Annotated in this window: 21 protein-coding genes and 1 pseudogene; 17 read left to right on the forward strand and 5 right to left on the reverse strand. The window is 70.6% G+C overall.

Translation table 11 applies throughout. The annotated features are described in order from the left end of the window. Positions 1-11 precede the first annotated feature (11 nt). From ACIP67_RS04690 to ACIP67_RS04745, 12 genes are all read left to right on the forward strand, one after another. On the forward strand, positions 12-443 hold the full coding sequence (locus ACIP67_RS04690) for a phage tail tube protein (RefSeq protein ID WP_401687331.1): 432 nt from the start codon (positions 12-14) through the stop codon (positions 441-443). Between the two features lie 48 nt (positions 444-491). Beyond that, positions 492-908, forward strand: a complete 417-nt coding sequence (locus tag ACIP67_RS04695) for a hypothetical protein (protein ID WP_401687334.1) — start codon at positions 492-494, stop codon at positions 906-908. Between the two features lie 50 nt (positions 909-958). Further along, complete coding sequence (locus ACIP67_RS04700) at positions 959-1,252, forward strand: hypothetical protein (RefSeq protein WP_401687337.1); 294 nt, start codon at positions 959-961, stop codon at positions 1,250-1,252. A gap of 20 nt (positions 1,253-1,272) precedes the next feature. Further along, complete coding sequence (locus ACIP67_RS04705) at positions 1,273-3,171, forward strand: hypothetical protein (RefSeq protein WP_401687340.1); 1,899 nt, start codon at positions 1,273-1,275, stop codon at positions 3,169-3,171. 4 nt (positions 3,172-3,175) lie between these two features. Continuing rightward, a complete protein-coding gene (locus tag ACIP67_RS04710; RefSeq protein WP_401687343.1) occupies positions 3,176-5,998 on the forward strand; it encodes a hypothetical protein in 2,823 nt (940 codons plus the stop codon). Positions 5,999-6,008: 10 nt separating this feature from the next. After that, a complete protein-coding gene (locus ACIP67_RS04715; RefSeq protein WP_401687346.1) occupies positions 6,009-6,521 on the forward strand; it encodes a hypothetical protein in 513 nt (170 codons plus the stop codon). A gap of 9 nt (positions 6,522-6,530) precedes the next feature. Beyond that, positions 6,531-6,788, forward strand: coding sequence for a hypothetical protein (locus ACIP67_RS04720; protein WP_401687349.1), 258 nt, complete (start codon positions 6,531-6,533; stop codon positions 6,786-6,788). 68 nt (positions 6,789-6,856) lie between these two features. Beyond that, complete coding sequence (locus tag ACIP67_RS04725) at positions 6,857-7,813, forward strand: hypothetical protein (RefSeq protein ID WP_401687352.1); 957 nt, start codon at positions 6,857-6,859, stop codon at positions 7,811-7,813. Between the two features lie 26 nt (positions 7,814-7,839). Further along, positions 7,840-8,106 (forward strand): hypothetical protein, encoded by a 267-nt coding sequence (locus ACIP67_RS04730; protein WP_401687355.1) that lies wholly within the window; start codon positions 7,840-7,842, stop codon positions 8,104-8,106. Positions 8,107-8,126: 20 nt separating this feature from the next. Beyond that, the gene (locus tag ACIP67_RS04735) at positions 8,127-8,477 is read left to right on the forward strand and encodes a hypothetical protein (RefSeq protein ID WP_401687358.1); all 351 of its coding nucleotides are present in this window, start codon (positions 8,127-8,129) and stop codon (positions 8,475-8,477) included. Beyond that, complete coding sequence (locus ACIP67_RS04740) at positions 8,437-8,679, forward strand: hypothetical protein (RefSeq protein ID WP_401687361.1); 243 nt, start codon at positions 8,437-8,439, stop codon at positions 8,677-8,679. The genes ACIP67_RS04735 and ACIP67_RS04740 overlap by 41 nt, the downstream gene beginning before the upstream one ends. Then, complete coding sequence (locus ACIP67_RS04745; RefSeq protein ID WP_401687364.1) at positions 8,667-8,993, forward strand: hypothetical protein; 327 nt, start codon at positions 8,667-8,669, stop codon at positions 8,991-8,993. Before ACIP67_RS04740 ends, ACIP67_RS04745 begins: the two co-directional genes overlap by 13 nt. A 59-nt stretch (positions 8,994-9,052) precedes the next feature. Here the strand turns inward: ACIP67_RS04745 and ACIP67_RS04750 are convergent, their stop codons facing one another. The 3 genes from ACIP67_RS04750 to ACIP67_RS04760 are packed head-to-tail and all read right to left on the reverse strand — an operon-like array spanning position 9,053 to position 10,697. Beyond that, positions 9,053-9,907 (reverse strand): helix-turn-helix domain-containing protein, encoded by an 855-nt coding sequence (locus ACIP67_RS04750; protein WP_401687367.1) that lies wholly within the window; start codon positions 9,905-9,907, stop codon positions 9,053-9,055. A 27-nt stretch (positions 9,908-9,934) separates the two neighbouring features. Further along, a complete protein-coding gene (locus ACIP67_RS04755; protein WP_401687370.1) occupies positions 9,935-10,465 on the reverse strand; it encodes a DUF6879 family protein in 531 nt (176 codons plus the stop codon). Beyond that, positions 10,434-10,697, reverse strand: coding sequence for a hypothetical protein (locus tag ACIP67_RS04760; protein WP_401687373.1), 264 nt, complete (start codon positions 10,695-10,697; stop codon positions 10,434-10,436). The genes ACIP67_RS04755 and ACIP67_RS04760 overlap by 32 nt, the downstream gene beginning before the upstream one ends. Before the next feature lie 229 nt (positions 10,698-10,926). Here ACIP67_RS04760 and ACIP67_RS04765 point away from each other — a divergent pair, with 229 nt between their 5' ends. From ACIP67_RS04765 to ACIP67_RS04785, 5 genes are all read left to right on the forward strand, one after another. After that, on the forward strand, positions 10,927-11,133 hold the full coding sequence (locus ACIP67_RS04765; protein ID WP_401687376.1) for a hypothetical protein: 207 nt from the start codon (positions 10,927-10,929) through the stop codon (positions 11,131-11,133). After that, positions 11,109-11,510, forward strand: coding sequence for a DUF6415 family natural product biosynthesis protein (locus tag ACIP67_RS04770; protein ID WP_401687379.1), 402 nt, complete (start codon positions 11,109-11,111; stop codon positions 11,508-11,510). Before ACIP67_RS04765 ends, ACIP67_RS04770 begins: the two co-directional genes overlap by 25 nt. A 44-nt stretch (positions 11,511-11,554) precedes the next feature. Beyond that, a complete protein-coding gene (locus tag ACIP67_RS04775) occupies positions 11,555-11,713 on the forward strand; it encodes a hypothetical protein (RefSeq protein WP_401687382.1) in 159 nt (52 codons plus the stop codon). 237 nt (positions 11,714-11,950) lie between these two features. After that, complete coding sequence (locus tag ACIP67_RS04780) at positions 11,951-12,340, forward strand: hypothetical protein (protein WP_401687385.1); 390 nt, start codon at positions 11,951-11,953, stop codon at positions 12,338-12,340. Between the two features lie 131 nt (positions 12,341-12,471). After that, on the forward strand, positions 12,472-12,645 hold the full coding sequence (locus ACIP67_RS04785) for a hypothetical protein (RefSeq protein WP_401687388.1): 174 nt from the start codon (positions 12,472-12,474) through the stop codon (positions 12,643-12,645). Positions 12,646-12,839: 194 nt separating this feature from the next. Here ACIP67_RS04785 and ACIP67_RS04790 read toward each other — a convergent pair. Both ACIP67_RS04790 and ssd read right to left on the reverse strand, forming a co-directional pair. Then, a pseudogene (locus ACIP67_RS04790) lies at positions 12,840-13,466 on the reverse strand (ATPase, T2SS/T4P/T4SS family); the annotation flags it as partial. Further along, positions 13,463-14,575 (reverse strand): septum site-determining protein Ssd, encoded by a 1,113-nt coding sequence (ssd, locus tag ACIP67_RS04795; RefSeq protein WP_401687391.1) that lies wholly within the window; start codon positions 14,573-14,575, stop codon positions 13,463-13,465. The gene ssd and the pseudogene ACIP67_RS04790, both read right to left, overlap by 4 nt. Positions 14,576-15,039 lie beyond the last annotated feature (464 nt).

The raw sequence follows: 15,039 nt of genomic DNA on the forward strand, positions 1-15,039 counted from the left end.
GGAGGACGGCCATGGCCGGCGAAGACGCATTCGGTACCCAGCTCAAGCGCGACAGCGGAGGCGGCAGCTTCCAGCTGATCGCGAGCGTGTCGGACCTCTCCGGTCCGGAGCGCTCCCGTGAGGCGATCGAGGTGACCGCCCACGACAGCCCGAACAAGTACCGCGAGTTCGTCAAGGGCCTCAAGGACGGCGGGGAAGTGTCGGCGACGATCAACTATCGGCCGGGCGAGACGACGCACCAGGCCCTCGACGGCGACTTCGAGGAGGACGACCTGCGCGACTACCAGCTGGTCATCCTCCCGGGCGATGCCGACGAGCACACCTGGGACTTCTCCGCACTGATCACCGACATCTCCGACGCCTTCCCTATCGACGACAAGATGGAGCGAGAGGTCACCTTCAAGATCTCCGGGAAGCCCGTCCTCACCGCGACCGGCGCCTGACGGCCGGCCACCACCCCCTGACCCGCCCGCGACCTCACCGAGGACACCATGGCCAGCCTGAGAGAACAGATCCGCGCCGCGCAGGACATCAAGGCCCAGGACGACGTCGAGATCCCCGAGTGGGCGCCCGGCGAGTTCTTCCGCGTGAAAGGCCTGCCCTCCAGCGACTGGGAGGAGTACCAGAGCCGCCTGTCGAAGATGCGCATCGACACCACCGGCAAGTCGGGCGCTGAGATGCAGCTGCGCTCCAACAAGGCGCTCATCGTCGCCAAGGCGCTGTACGAGCAGGAGACCGACGAGCTCGTCTTCCCGGACGCGCGGGAGGGCGTGGCCGTCCTGGGCCAGAAGAACGCCGGCATCATCAACGGCCTGTTCAACCTGGTGCGGGTCCTCTCCGACGACGACAAGAGCTTCGAGCAGAAGGTGAAGGCCGCGGAGGGAAACTCCGACGGCGACCAGCCCTGAGGCTCCTGTACGACTTCGCCGTCGCCTTCCGGATGCCTCCGGACGAGGTGATGGAGAGGTTCACCGAGGAGCAGATGGTGCATCTGGTCGCCTACCAGAACCTCTACGGGCCGATCACGCCCGCGCGGCTGGACGTCGTCGCCGCGCGGCTGGGCATGGACGTGGCCGCCCCGCACATGAAGAAGGGCCGCGTCCCGCGGCTGAAGGACCACGTGATGGTCTGGTCGCGCGCTGCCCGGCCGCCCCAGACCGGCCGCGAAATGCTGGCCACGGTCAAGGGCATCCAGGCCGCCTACGACGAGGCGGACAACGACCGCCGCGGGCGCCGCCGGCGCCGCGCCTGACAGCTGAGGGGGTGGCGGCCGTGGCAGTGCTGGACGAACTGCTGGTGCGGTTCGGCGTCGACATGTCGCAAGCCCAGGAGGAAGTCGACTCGGGCTCGGAGGGCATCACCGGCCGCCTGGACGGCCTGGCGGCCGCGGGCACCGTGGCGGGCGCCGGCCTGGGCGCCGCGTTCGCCGTGGGCGTGTCCACCGCGATGGACATCACCGCTGCCACCACCGAACTCCAGAACCAGCTCGGCATCACGCACGACGACGCCGTGCAGCTGTCCGAGGCGACCAAGAGCCTGTTCTCCTCCGGCCTCGCCGGGTCGGTGGAGGAGGCCAACGAGGCCGTCATCGCCGTGAAGTCCAGCTTCAAGGACATGAAGGACGCCAGCGTCGCCGACATCGGGGAGGTGGCGAAGGAGTCGACGGTCCTGGCCCGCACGTTCGACGTCGACGTCTCCGAGGCCGCGTCGTGGGCCGGGTCGATGGTCACGAACAAGCTGGTCAAGAGCAGCAAGGAAGGCCTGGACCTGCTCACGGCGGCCGCGCCGCTGTTCCCCAAGGCGATGCGGGCGGAGCTGCCGGAGGCGCTCAACGAGTACGGCGACGGGTTCGCGAAGATCGGCCTGGACGGGCCGACCGCGATCGGGCTGCTGTCGCAGGCCGTCCAGGGCGGCGCGATGAACGTGGACGAGGCCGGGGACATCGTGCACGAGTTCTCCCGGATCGTCACCGAGGAGTCCGACCGGGCCGTCGAAGGCTTCAAGGCCCTCGGCCTGAACGGTGAACAGACCCTCAAGGCCATCCAGTCCGGCGGCTCCGGCAGCACCCAGGCCATGCAGGACGTCACCGACGCACTGCGCGCGGTGAAGGACCCCGGCGAGCAGGCCGCCCTCATCACCAAAATCTTCGGCGACCGGGCGGGCGACTCCAAGGACGCCGTCCTTGCCCTCAGCCCCGTCACCGCGGGCACGGCGGGCGAGCTGGACAACTTCGCCGGCGCCGCCGGGAAGGCCGCCGAGGCCGCACAGTCCGACCCGGCCGTACAGCTCAACAGCATCATGAGCACGCTGGGGACGACGCTCGGGGAGACCCTCGCCCCCGCCCTCAGCACGGTCGCCGGCTTCCTGAAGGACCACCCGGGCCTGGTGCAGACCCTGGTGCCCATCGTGCTGGCCCTGGCCGTCGGCCTGGCGATCGCCGCAGCCGCCCAGTGGGCCCTCAACAGCGCACTGCTGGCCAACCCGTACACGTGGATCGTCCTCGCCGTCGTCGCGATCGTCGCCGCGATCGTCCTGCTGTGGAAGAAGAACGAGGCCTTCCGCAACTTCGTGACCGCCGCGTGGAACATGATCCTCGGCGCGATCAAGAAGGCGTGGAACTGGGTCAAGAACAACTGGCCGCTGGTCCTCGGCATCCTCACCGGGCCCGTCGGCCTGGCGGTCGGCGCGATCGTCAATTACTGGGACAACATCGTGAAGTTCTTCAAGGGCATCCCCGGCAAGATCTCCTCGATCGCCTCCGGCATGTGGGACCCGATCTGGAACGCCTTCAAGCACATGCTGAACACGATCATCTGGGGCTGGAACAACCTCTCCCTGACGATCGGCGGCGGCTCGATCATGGGCGTCGACGTCCCGTCCCTCACGCTGTCCACGCCGAACATCCCCTACCTCGCCAAGGGTGGTATCGCGACCGGGCCCACGTTGGCCATGGTCGGCGAGGGCCGCGAGGACGAGGCGATCCTGCCTCTGTCCCGGCTGGAGCAGCTCATCAACCGGCCCACCAATGCGCCCTCGACGCGTCGCGTCCAGCCGATGGAGAACCGACTGGTGCTCGAACTGCGCGGCGGGTCGCGAGCGTTCCGTGAGTTCTTCCAGGAGTCGGTGAAGAACACCGCCGGCGGCGACATCGTGAAGTACGTAGAGGGGTGATGGGATGGTCAGCCTGCCACCGGACATCTGGGCCGACCTGTACTTCGACGGCGCGTGGAACTCCATCAGCAGGGACGTGCGGCAGACGGCTCCGGTCACCATCACCCGCGGCCTGTCGGCGGAGTCCGCCTCGGTCGCCGAGCCCACCTCCTGCGAGTGCGTGCTGGACAGCCGGAACCACCGCTACGCGCCCCGCAACCCGCGCTCTCTCCTGCGCGGGAAGATCGGCCGCAACACACCGTTCCGGGTCGGCTACGAGGCCGGGAGCCCGTGGGCGGAGTTCGACGGCGGCCTGACCTACAACAGCCTGTTCGTCAACGACGCCGCCGCCCTCGACCTCACCGGGGACTTCGACCTGCGCCTCGACCTGGCCCTGGAGGACTGGTCGGAGTCGCAGATGCTCGCCCTGCGCTACATCCCCGGCGGGACGAACGAGCTGTGGGCCCTGGAGATTCTCGACGGCGTCCTGACCTTCCTGTGGTCCCCCGACGGCACGTTCGCCTCCCGGATCACCCAGACGGCCACCGCGGCGGTCACGGCGTACAACGGGCAGCGCCTGGCCCTGCGCGTCACCCTCGACAAGGACAACGGGGCCGGCCGGTACGAGCTGCGGTTCTACACCGGGCGGACCGTCGACGACACCGAGTGGCACCTGCTCGGCGCGCCCGTCACCGGCACGTCGACCACCACGGGCTTCTCCGGGTCGGCGTACATGGAGTTCGGCGGCGGGTTCTCCTTCAACGCCACCCCCGCGGGCGGGGTCCTCAACCGCATGCGCGGCCGGGCCTACGCCTTCCAGCTGCGCGACGGCATCGGCGGCACCGTCAAGGTCAACATGTCCACCCGGGCGGCCGCGGCGGGCGGGACGACGTTCGTCGACTCCACAGGCCTGACGTGGTCACGCGGCGGCGACGCGGTCCTGACGAACCGGCACATCCGCATGACGGGCGAGGTGCCGGCCTGGCCGCCGACCCGGGACCTCAGCGGCAACGACACGTTCGTGGAGATCAACCCGTCCGGCGTCATGAGGCGCATGGACGCCGGGAACAAACCGCAGGACAGCGCACTCCTGCGGTACATCAAGGCGAACCAGCCGGTGGAGTGCTGGCCGCTGACGGACGGCGAACAGTCCCGCTCGGGGAAGTCCCTCGTCGGCGGGAAGCCGATGACGCAGATCAACACGGCGGCCGACACGCCGGGCAACTTCGGCAAGGGCACCCTCGCGGAGTGGATCGAGCCGGTCATCCAGATCCTGCCGGACGTGACCGGCTCCATCCAGGGCGAGTGCCCGGTCACCGCGGGCACGGCGGCGATGTGGTCCGTGGACTTCTTCATGCGCGGCGGCGGCAACGAGTCGGCCGGCGTGTTCGAGATCTACGACGCCGGCGCGGGGTCGGACACCGACAACCAGGCACAGTTCCGGCTGATCTTCGACGGGAACAGCGACCTGCTCACGCTCACGCTGGACATGGTGGGCGAGTCCTCGTCGTCGTCCTCCCTCGTCATGGCGGCCACGTCCGTGGCGATCTACGACGAGAACCCGCACCACGTGCGCGTCACCATGGACCCGCAGGCCTCCAGCACCCTGTGGTACGTCTACGCGGACGGGCAGCTGATCGGCAGCGGCACGATCGCCTCCATCGCGGTCAAGGCCGCACGCATCATGCGCCTGGGCTGGGGCTACCTCACCGTCTCCGGCCAGAACATGACCGAGCGCGGGTTCGGCTACTTCACCCTGTGGGACGGCACCGGGCCGTCCGCCGCGAACATGTACGACGCGCTCATGGGCTTCACCGGCGAAGGGGCCGGGGACCGCATCGAGCGGCTGGCCGACGAGGCCGGCTACGTGGCGTCCTCCGCCGGGGACAGCGCCCTCCAGGAGCCCATGGGCATCCAGGGCCGGAAGAAGCTCCTGGAACTCCTCAACGAGGCGAACCAGACCGACTTCGGGTACCTCCTCGAGGCCCGCGACCGCAACGAGCTGATCCACCGGGGGCACTCCACCCTGTGGAACCAGCCCCCCGCCCTCACCCTCGACTTCTCGGCCGGCCTCATCTCCGCCCCCTTCAAGCCGGTCGACGACGACAAGCTCACCGAGAACGACGTGTCGGTGAAGCGGGAGTACGGGGCCGTCCCGGCCCGCCAGGTCCTCGAGGACGGCGCCCTGTCGGTGCAGGACTTCCCCGACGGCGTCGGCCGCTACGACAACGAGTACACCTACAGCCTGGCCACCGACGGCCAGGCCGGCCACGTCGCCTCCATGCGGCTGCACCTGGGCACCTACAACGGCGTCCGCTACGCCCGCATCACCCTGGACCTGGCCAACCCGCGCGTGCACCAGATGATCGACGACATCCTGCGCGTCGACTGCGGGGACCTGCTGCGCCTGACGAACCTGCCCGAGGACCACGGGCCGGACGACGTCGACGTCCTGGTCCAGGGCTACACCGAGGAAGCCGGGCCCGACGCCTGGACCATCACCTTCAACTGCGTGCCCGCGCAGCCCTGGACGGCCCTCGTCCTCGGCAGCACCGCCTACGGACGCCTCGACACCGGCGGATGCGTGCTCGCCGAAGACCTGACGGAGACCGAGCAGGGCGTCGACGTGACGACGGCCGGCACCCGGCGGTGGGTGGACTCAGCCACCTACCCGAGCGAGTTCCCCTTCGACATCCGTATCGGCGAGGAGGTCATGCGGGTGACCGCCTGCACCGGCACCACCGCCAGCCAGAGCTTCACCGTCACCCGGGGCATCAACGGCGTCCAGCTGACCCACAGCACCGGAGCCGACGTCCGGCTCGCCACACCCGCCTATCTGGGGCTCTGAGGAGGCTGTCATGGCCGTATGGCCGAACCTGTACGCCGGGCAGAGGGCCACCGCCGACCTGCTCACCAGCATGCTGCCCCTGCACGCCGCCAAGGCGTCGTCCACGTCCCGGGCGTCGACAACCACCATCAGCGCCGACCCCGACCTCCAGCTGCCCGTGGAGGCGAACGCCCAGTACCTCATCCACTTCTACTTCCGGATCTCCGGCAACGCCGCCGGGGACATGGACATCCAGCTCACCACCCCCGCCGGCTGCACCGGCTCGTACTCCGTGACCGGCCGGCTCGCCGGCGCGTCCGCAGGAGACGGCGACGCCCGGACCAGCACGCGCACCACCTTCAACGTCGAAACCCTGTACTCGACCCCGTCCACCGCCGCCGCCCAGGCCAACCACGGAGCCGGACGGCTCATCACCGGGGCCACCGCCGGAACTCTCTCCGTGGACTGGGCACAGAACGTCTCCAACGCCACCGCGTCCGTCATGGAATCGGACTCGTGGATGGAGCTCCGCCGCATCGCCTAAGGAGAACCCATGCCGTTCGCAGTACCGCGCCTGGAGGCCGTCCAGTACGACGGCACCAACGGCCAGTTCCTCGCCGACGATTTCCTCAGCGGAACCACACTGCTCAGCGACGACGGCCAGCTCCTGCGGCTCGTCGACGGAACGAACGACCCCGAGATCCCCCTCGGCTACTGGCTGATCCGGCAGGCCATCAGCGTTGGCCTGTTCCAGTACATCGGCGTCTACTCCGACGCCGACTTCCAGGCCCGGTACGCCCCGCTGCCCTGACAGCCAGCCACCCCGTCCACCCGCCCCGCGCCCGCCGGCCGGGGCCTTCTTCATGCCCAGGAGGGCTCATGGCCACAGGCCCACAGAGATACCCGGGCGCGTCGCTCTCGTCCTGGTACCAGGACGACTACGGCGGCGACCTCATGGAAGTCAACGTCGTCGTCCTCCACACCACCGAGGGCACCAGCCTCCCCGACTACGGGGGCGGTGCGAGCGCGCCGAACCTCACCGCGGTCCCCGACTTCTCCGGGAAACGGCTGCGCTGGTACCAGCACTTCGACATCGACCGCTCCTCCCGCGCCCTCGTCAACCTCGCCGGGGGCGTGCAGACCAACACGCTCAACGTCGTGCAGGTGGAGCTGACGGGCACGTGCGACCCGGACACCCACGCCAAGTGGACCAAGTCGGGTTACGCGCACATCTTCTGGCCGGAGGCGCCCGGCTGGGCCCTGCGGGACCTCGCCGACTTCCTGGCGTGGGCTCACGCACAGCACGGCGTCCCGCTGACCGGACCGACCGCGTGGAAGGCCTACCCGTCGTCCTACGGCGCCACGACGACCCGCATGACCGGCGCCCAGTGGAACGCCTTCAAGGGCATCTGCGGCCACCAGCACGTCCCGGAGAACACCCACGGCGACCCGGGCGCCATCGACTTCGACCAGCTCATCGCCCTCGCCAAGGGCATCAGCTATACCCCCGAGGAGGACCCCGACGTGGCATTCACCGACGCCCAGGCCAAGCAGCTCGCCGCGATCGCGACGAGCGTCGACAAGCTGGTCTCCACCCAGAAGGTCGCCCCCTGGCAGTACAAGGGCACCGGGGTCACCCTCGACGCCTACGGCTACCTGCGCGGCACCAACGCCGACCTGAAGTCCCTCGCGTCGAAGGTCGAGGGCCTCGGCAAGGTCACCCTCGACGACGCGCAGCTGGCCGCCCTCGCCGACAAGGTCGCCGCCGCCCCGGCCTTCGCCGACGCCATCGCGGAGAAGGTCGCCGCCAAGCTCGCCGACCGGCTCGCCGACTGACCGCCCCGACCAACCAGGAGAACCCCATGTCCGAGATCAACCTGCCCGCGGCCGAGACCGTCGTGAAGACGGCGCGCACCTACGCCATCGACCTCATCGAGCGTGTCATCTGGACGTTCCTCGGCGCGGCTGCGGCGGTCGCGCTGGCGGCCGGCCCCGGCGACATGCTGTCCGCGAGCTTCTGGGAGACGGTCGGCACGGCCGGCCTCGCCGCCGTCGTCACCCTGGTCAAGGGGCTGTTCGCCCGGGTGGTCGGCCAGAAGAACAGCGCCTCGACGGCGTCGGGCGTCTGACGACTCGAAGGAGGGGGCCGATGGCCGACCTGCTCGGATTCAGACCGACCGATCTGGGGGCCGTCGCCCTCGTCGGCCTGGTCGTCCTCCTCATCTTGCGCGGCCAGCTCGTCCCGCGCCGCCAGCTCGAGGACCTCCGCGCCGACAAGGACCGGCAGATCGACGACATACGCGCCGAGCGCGACACCTGGCGCCAGGCGCACACCGTCTCCGAGGAGGCGCGGCACGAGGCGCAGGACCAGGCCGGCGAACTGCTGGAGATGAGCCGCACGACCGGCTACTTCTTCAACGCCCTGCCTCAGCCGCCCCGCTCCCGGGAGGTGAGCGCAGATGCTGGCATGGATCAGCAGACTGCTGCGCCGCCGACCTGAGACGGCGGAGCCGGAGATCACGGCCGGGCAGCAGGCGGCTTCCGAGGCTCTCGACCGGGCCGAGGCGGCTCATGCCCAGCTGCGGGCGCAGCGCAGCGAGGTGAAGGCCGAGGCCGGCATATGGCGGCGGCGCCGGGAAGAGAACCACTTCTCGGAGCGGATCGGCATGCTGTACCGAGGAGCAGAGCAATGGGAGAACTGAGCACCGACCAGTGGGTGAACGTTGCCGCGTCGATGCTGGCCACCGCCGTGTGCACCGCGTTCGTCGTCATCTACCACCTGCGGGCCCGGTGGTGGCGGACCGACCTCGGCCGCAACCAGATGGGCCTGCCGGCCGCGATCGGCGCGCTGTGCCTGTACACCGTCCTCGTCAGCATCTGGCCGGACGGCTGCTTCGCGATCGTCATGCGCGGGGTGCGGACCCTGATCATCCTCGGGATCAGCGTCCTCATGGCGCAGCGGATCGGCATGCTGCTGAAGGCGCAGCGCGACCACCACAACCAGCCCCGCCCCTGACAGCACACCGCGGCCCCGCTCTCCTCCGGGAGGGCGGGGCCGCTTTCGTGCGTCCGGGGTCAGTGCAGGGCTTCGATGGCGCGGAGGACGAGCGCGCGGGCGTCGGCGCCGTACACCGCCAGGCCCCGCAGCTGCTCGAACGCGCGCAGGTACAGAGCGATCTCGGGCGCTTGCGTGATGCGGACGCGGGCAGAGACAAGCTCGACGCTGACGAGGCGGTCGTCGTAGACGTGGAAGGTCTCGCGTGGCCACTGCGCCCTTGCGGGCGTTGCCATCGGGACGATACCGAGGGACACCTGCGGGAGTGCCCCGGCGGTCAGGAGGTGCCCGAGCTGGGCAGCCATCGCGTCGCTGTCGCACACCTGGTACCGGAGTGCCGCCTCCTCGACGACGAAGACGAATTGCTTGCCGGGCTCGTGGATGATGCGGCTCCGTTCGACCCGGGCGCGCGCGGCGACCTCGCTGTCGTCGATCGGCAGGTCCCGGAAAGCGGCGGTGATGCCAAGTACGCCGGCCGCGTAGCCCTCGGTCTGGAGCAGGCCGGGGACGAGCGACGAGGAGTAGACGCGGAAGAGGGCGGTGTCCTGGAAGAGCCGCGGTTCGCTGCCCTGGAGGGCCTTGAGGCCGGCCCGGATCTGCGTTCGCCACTCGGTGTACAGGGACTCCGCGTGCAGTGCCTGGGCGATGAGTCCCTCGGCCTGGTCCGTGGCGCCGCAGGCTCGGCACCAGCGTCGGATGTCCGTCGCTGTCGGGGCGGTTCGGGCGTTCTCGATCCGGGACGTCTTGGCGTGGTGCCAGTCGCACCGGCTGGCCAGCTCAGTGACCGTCAGCCCGGCGGTCCGGCGCAGGTCGCGCAGCCGGTGCGCGACGATCTCGCGCGCGGCTTGTGCGGACGAGGACGGAGAGATGGGCATGAGCTGGCCTGTCCGGTGCGTGCGGGGTCAGTGGATGTCGTACTGGTCGTGAGGGGTGGCGCGGGCCCAGACGGCTTCGAAGGCTTCCGCGCAGAGCTTGGCGGCCGCCGGGTCGTCGGTGACCTCACCGCCTTGGGATGCGCCTTCCCCACTGAAGTGGTTCCAGCGGACGGTCTGGTCGTCGAACAGCCAGAAGTCGTTGCCGGGGAGAGCGAGGGTGGAGGCCTGGCGGCGGGGCAGCCAGCGCACCAGCTCGCCAGCGGCCATGTTGGTGAAGGTGCCGTCGTACAGGAAGCGGGTGTACTCGCTGACCGGCTCGGACACGATGCGGGCCCGGCGGATGACGACGCCGCGGGCGACGGTCGCCTCCGCGAGGTCCAGCCACGGGCGCCACCAAGAGGCGCGGTCGGCGGGGTCGTGCCGGTGGCCGGCCCGCCAGTCCGCGAAGGGGCCGCTCTCGTAGTCCACGGCGTAGGTGTCGCGCATCTCCAGGTGGACGGCGGAGCGGGTGGTCCGGGTCAGGAGCTCAATGAACTCGGGCGGTGTTGTCGAGGGCATCGCAGGCCTCCCTGATCATCGGCACCATGCGGGCGGGGATGCGGATCACGGCCTCGTTGTCGGGGATGCCGGCGGCGTGGCCGGGCACCTCGAACGCCGCAGCCTCGGCTTCGAGCTCGGGGGACGGCTTCCAGCCCTGAAGCACGAGCTCTTGCGCGTCCTCGTCGACCCAGACGGTCGGGGATTCGTGGTCCCCGGTTTCCGGGTCGATGCCGATGAACCGTAGCGGCATGGCTGCCTCCCGTAACTAGATGTGCAGGACTGTGCAATACAGTCGCCCGGCTGTTGGCCCGGGTCAAGGGTGCCTAATGCCGGAAGTGCGCCGTCGAAGCGGTTGTGTTGCACAAATCTGCACAACGGTAGAGGTGCTGCACATCACACTCCTACGGTCGGGGGACGAGAAAGCCCCGCAGAGGCCGTGAACCTCCCGGGGGTTGGCCGACGCCCTAGGGAGCGCCGACATGACGAACGGTACCGGCCCGCCCGGCAGCAGCGCACCGGGCGGTGGAATGACCATCCGGGTGTACACCGTGGATCGCTACGGGACGATCACGGGTGAGCGGGGCAGGAAGTTCGTGCCCTACGACGGCAAGCCGCTCTCCCCGGGGAGGGCCGACAGGTACCCGCCGTGCGCCTGCCCGCGATGCCGTCCGGCGGTGGACTGGTGAGCCCCGTCGTCGACGCCAGCAGCGCCACTGCGCCCGTGGACGTCGCGGCGATGCGAGGGACCGTCCGGACGCTGCTGCTGGCCGACGGCGCGCCGGCTGTCCCGGCGCCGTCTGGTGCCCTGCTGGAGACGCTGACCCAGACGCTGCGCGAGCACCTGGAACTCCTGATCCCTGAAGTCGAGCAGGCCATCCGGCGGCACAGCAAGGACAGCATCGCCCGGCACTGCACGCTTGCCTGCCTGGGCGACGCGCGCCTCCGACTCCGGGAAGAGCCGACCCCCAGGTACAACGGCCCGGTCGGACACGCTCGGCGTCTGGCCCGAGCTCTGCATGCCCTGTGCGAGCACTACGAGCAGTTGGCCGCCCCACCGTCGTGAAGAACGCGACGTGCCCCGTACCGACTGTGCAAGGAGGAGCACCGATGGCCGAGAAGGCGAAGCCGAGCAACGCCCCCGCCGCCCGCGTCCCCAATGGACACAGCTACTGCTGGACCGAGCACCCGGACGGCGGCCGCCGCTGCACGCTGCCGCAGGGCCACGCCGGGCAGCACCTCCACCAGTACACCCGAACCACCTGGTAGACCCCCGCCACCGGTGCGCACCGATCGCGCCGGTGACGGGATGATCCCGCCCGCCCCGTACCCCGTGCTCCTGGGGGCGGGCGGGAACCGCGGCCCCCGGCCGGCGCCTCCCCGTCGCCGACCGGGGGCCGCATCCCCCCGACGAGGATGGCCGAATCTCCGCCACGCAACATCAGGCTCTTCGGGCTCGGACGACTCATAGACTGACCGGGCTGCCACGAGAGGAAATGATCACAAATGCGCCCCCTGGACTACCGTGACTACCTGGTCGACCTGCTGAAGAACACGCCCGGCGTGCAGCGCGTCGACGTCATCGAAGGCGGCCCGCACCCCTTCGCCCTGACCGTGACCGTCGGCAGGGGCGAGCAGCGGTGGCAGATCATCGGTCAGCTCGCCGAGGGAGCCAAGCACGACACCCCCACCCCTCCCGTGCACGGTCAGCCGGCCGCCTTCGAGGCCGCGCCCGCCGACGGCGCACCCGACGCCTGGCTGGCCGGTGTCATCGGCGCGGCGGAGTCGCCGGACACCCGGCAGATCGACGTCTGGTCGGCGCGCGAGGGGGAGCGCAGCCCGGGACTGACCGTGTTCTTCCACAACGGCGAGCGGGCCTTCGTCCGTAAGATCTGAGGCCCTCCGGCCGCGCAGACGGTACGTCGTGTCTGGAATCGCAGACACGGGCCTTCCTGAGACTTCCCCGGCCGCGCGAGCGGTACGGGGAGGGCACACCCGATGCATCACAACGACGTGAGGAGCAAGGGATGGAACAGGACGTCGTCGTCCGCAGCAGTCGCTTCGACCCCGGCCAGGTGGCGGGTACCTGTCCGGTCTGTGGTGCGGGCGTCGGCTCGGCGCCCGGCACCCCGACGACCATGCACCAGAGGGGCGGTACCGGGACGGAAACCTGCCCGGGGAGCGGGCAGCCCGCCCAGTGACGTGAGGGCCCGATCTCGTATCTGCGGCCTCGGCCGGCGGCTTCGGTCGCCGACCGGGGCCGCTTTCTGCTGTCACCTTGGATTCGAAGGTGCGCGTTACGGCCACCGGAGGCGCTCACATATTCGCAGGTCAGGGGCCCTCTCACACGGCCAGAACAGCCGGTCGCAGCGTGATCGTTTTAGAGGTGTCATCGCAGCTGATTCGGGTTGCCACTGCCGGTGCCTCCGCTGACCAGGAACGACAGTCTGGCCCGCAGCAGGTCGCGCAGCACCTGGTCACCGCCCGGCGGCACCGTGCCCGCGGCCACCAGTTCATCGAGCGTGAAGGCCCGTGGCCGTACCACCCGCAGCGACAGGCAGGTGCAGCCGACGGCGACCGGAGGGAGTACCGCGTGCAGCCGGGTACCGTCGGGCAGCCGTGCGTCGGCCCATGGCCGGGCGTCGTCCAGGCGCCGGCCGGCCACCGCGGCAAGTCGCTGCGCGAGGCGTCGTACGGCTGCCGCGTCCGGGAAGGAGACGGTGGTCAGCTCCAGGCCGCCGCCGCGGTCGACCCAGACCCGGTCGGGGGCGGACACGAGCACGTCGGTCACCGACGGGTCGGCGAGCAGCGGCTCGAGCGGCCCGCTGCCGACCAGTTCCGACCGCAGTTGCTCGGCCGCGCCGAGGACCTCCGCGTCGCCGAGGACCCGCCCTTGCTCCCGCAGCGCCTGCGCGACGCGGGCGGGGGTCGGCTCCGCGCCGCTCTCGGCGAGCCACTGCCGTACGCCGTCGAGCAGTGTTCCCGTCGCCCTCGGCCGTTCGAGTCCGGGCAGCGCGTTCATGCGGCACCCGTCTCGACCAGCGCCCGCTCCCAGAACTCCTTGCAGAAGCGGGCGAGGGGCCCGCGCGGGGCAGCTCCGGGCGGGGCCTTGCCGCCGTCGGCCCGCAGCAGGTTCGGCTCGACGGGCACCTCGCCCGCCAGCGGCAGGCCGAGCAACCGGGCCACTTCGCGGTCGTGGAGTCCGGGCGCGTACGGCCCGCGTACCGCGACCCTCAGGTCGCGCAGGACCATGCCGACGGCTGAGGCGACCCGGCCGGACGCGGCGACGGCACGCAGTTCGGCGGGGACGACGAGGAGCCCGACATCGATCTGGGCGAGAGCCTCGGCGACGCCGTCGTCGATGCGGCGCGGCAGGTCGACGACCACCGTGCCGCCTCGTCGCCGGGCGGCGGCGAGCACCGCGCGCACCGCCTGTGGCGGGATGGCGACGCAGTCGCCGCGGTCCCAGCTGAGGACCCTCAGCTGGTGCAGTTCGGGCAGCGACTCCTCCAGCGCGCTGCCACCGACCCGTCCGCGCGAGGCGGCGAACGCGGGCCAGCGCAGTCCGTCCGTGGTCTCACCGCCGAGGAGCACGTCGAGCCCGCCGCCCAGCGGGTCGGCGTCCACGAGGAGCGTACGCAGCCCCTCACGCGCGGAGGTGACGGCGAGAGCGCACGCGAGCGTGGACGCTCCGGCCCCACCACGCCCGCCGACGACTCCGACGGTGAGGGCGGGCCGGCCGACCCCCTCCGCTACGTCGGCGATGCGGTCGACCAGCCACTGTTCGCCGTCGGGCAGCACCAGGACGTGGTCGGCACCGATCTCCACGGCCCTGCGCCACACCCCGGAGTCGTCCTGGTCGCGTCCCACGAGGACCACTCCTCGCCTGCGGGCGGCCCCGCGTACCCGGCGCGCCGCGTCGTCCCCGACGAGGACGAGTGGGGCGGCCTCCCATCCGCCCCGCTGGGCCGGTACCGAGGGGTACACCTCGGGGGTGGCGCCCGCCGCGGCGCACAGCCGCAGCAGGTCGTCCAGGAGTGCGGTGTCCTCGGTGACGATCAGCGGCCTGCCCTGCCGTCCTCCGGCGGTGGGCGGCGGGTCGTGTGTGACGGCTCCGGTCATGGTGTCCATCCCCCTTCACTGCGTGGCACGCGCTTCTCCGCGGCCCCGCGATTCCCGTGCGCGGGAAGAACCGGCGAGCGGCCTCCCTGTGAACGGCCGGCGGAAACCGGCCTTGGCGTCCGCAAACGGAACCGGTCATGAACTCGGTGCGAGCGGACGCGTTGGAATCACGGTGCAGCGAACCCGGAAATCGTGTGGATCTTGGTGGATAACTGTGGAGGAGTGGGTGGTTGTGAATATCACCGTCACCCATACCGGTGACTGCGGCACCACTCCCCGTACGACTTCCGCAGAGCAGCCCTACGACTACCCGGAGTGACGATCGACGGGCAGCGCGAAGGGACGGCCGCGACCGCCCGAACGCGGCACGGCAGCCGTCTGCGAAAGGAGAAAACCCACCCGGACATGCGACGACCCCCGCCGGGGGGGAGAGCGGGGGTCGTCTCCACGGCCGACTCGGGGGGGGAGGAGCC

Origin of the sequence: Streptomyces sp. NPDC088812 (assembly GCF_044750285.1) — a bacterium.
Taxonomy (GTDB): domain Bacteria; phylum Actinomycetota; class Actinomycetes; order Streptomycetales; family Streptomycetaceae; genus Streptomyces.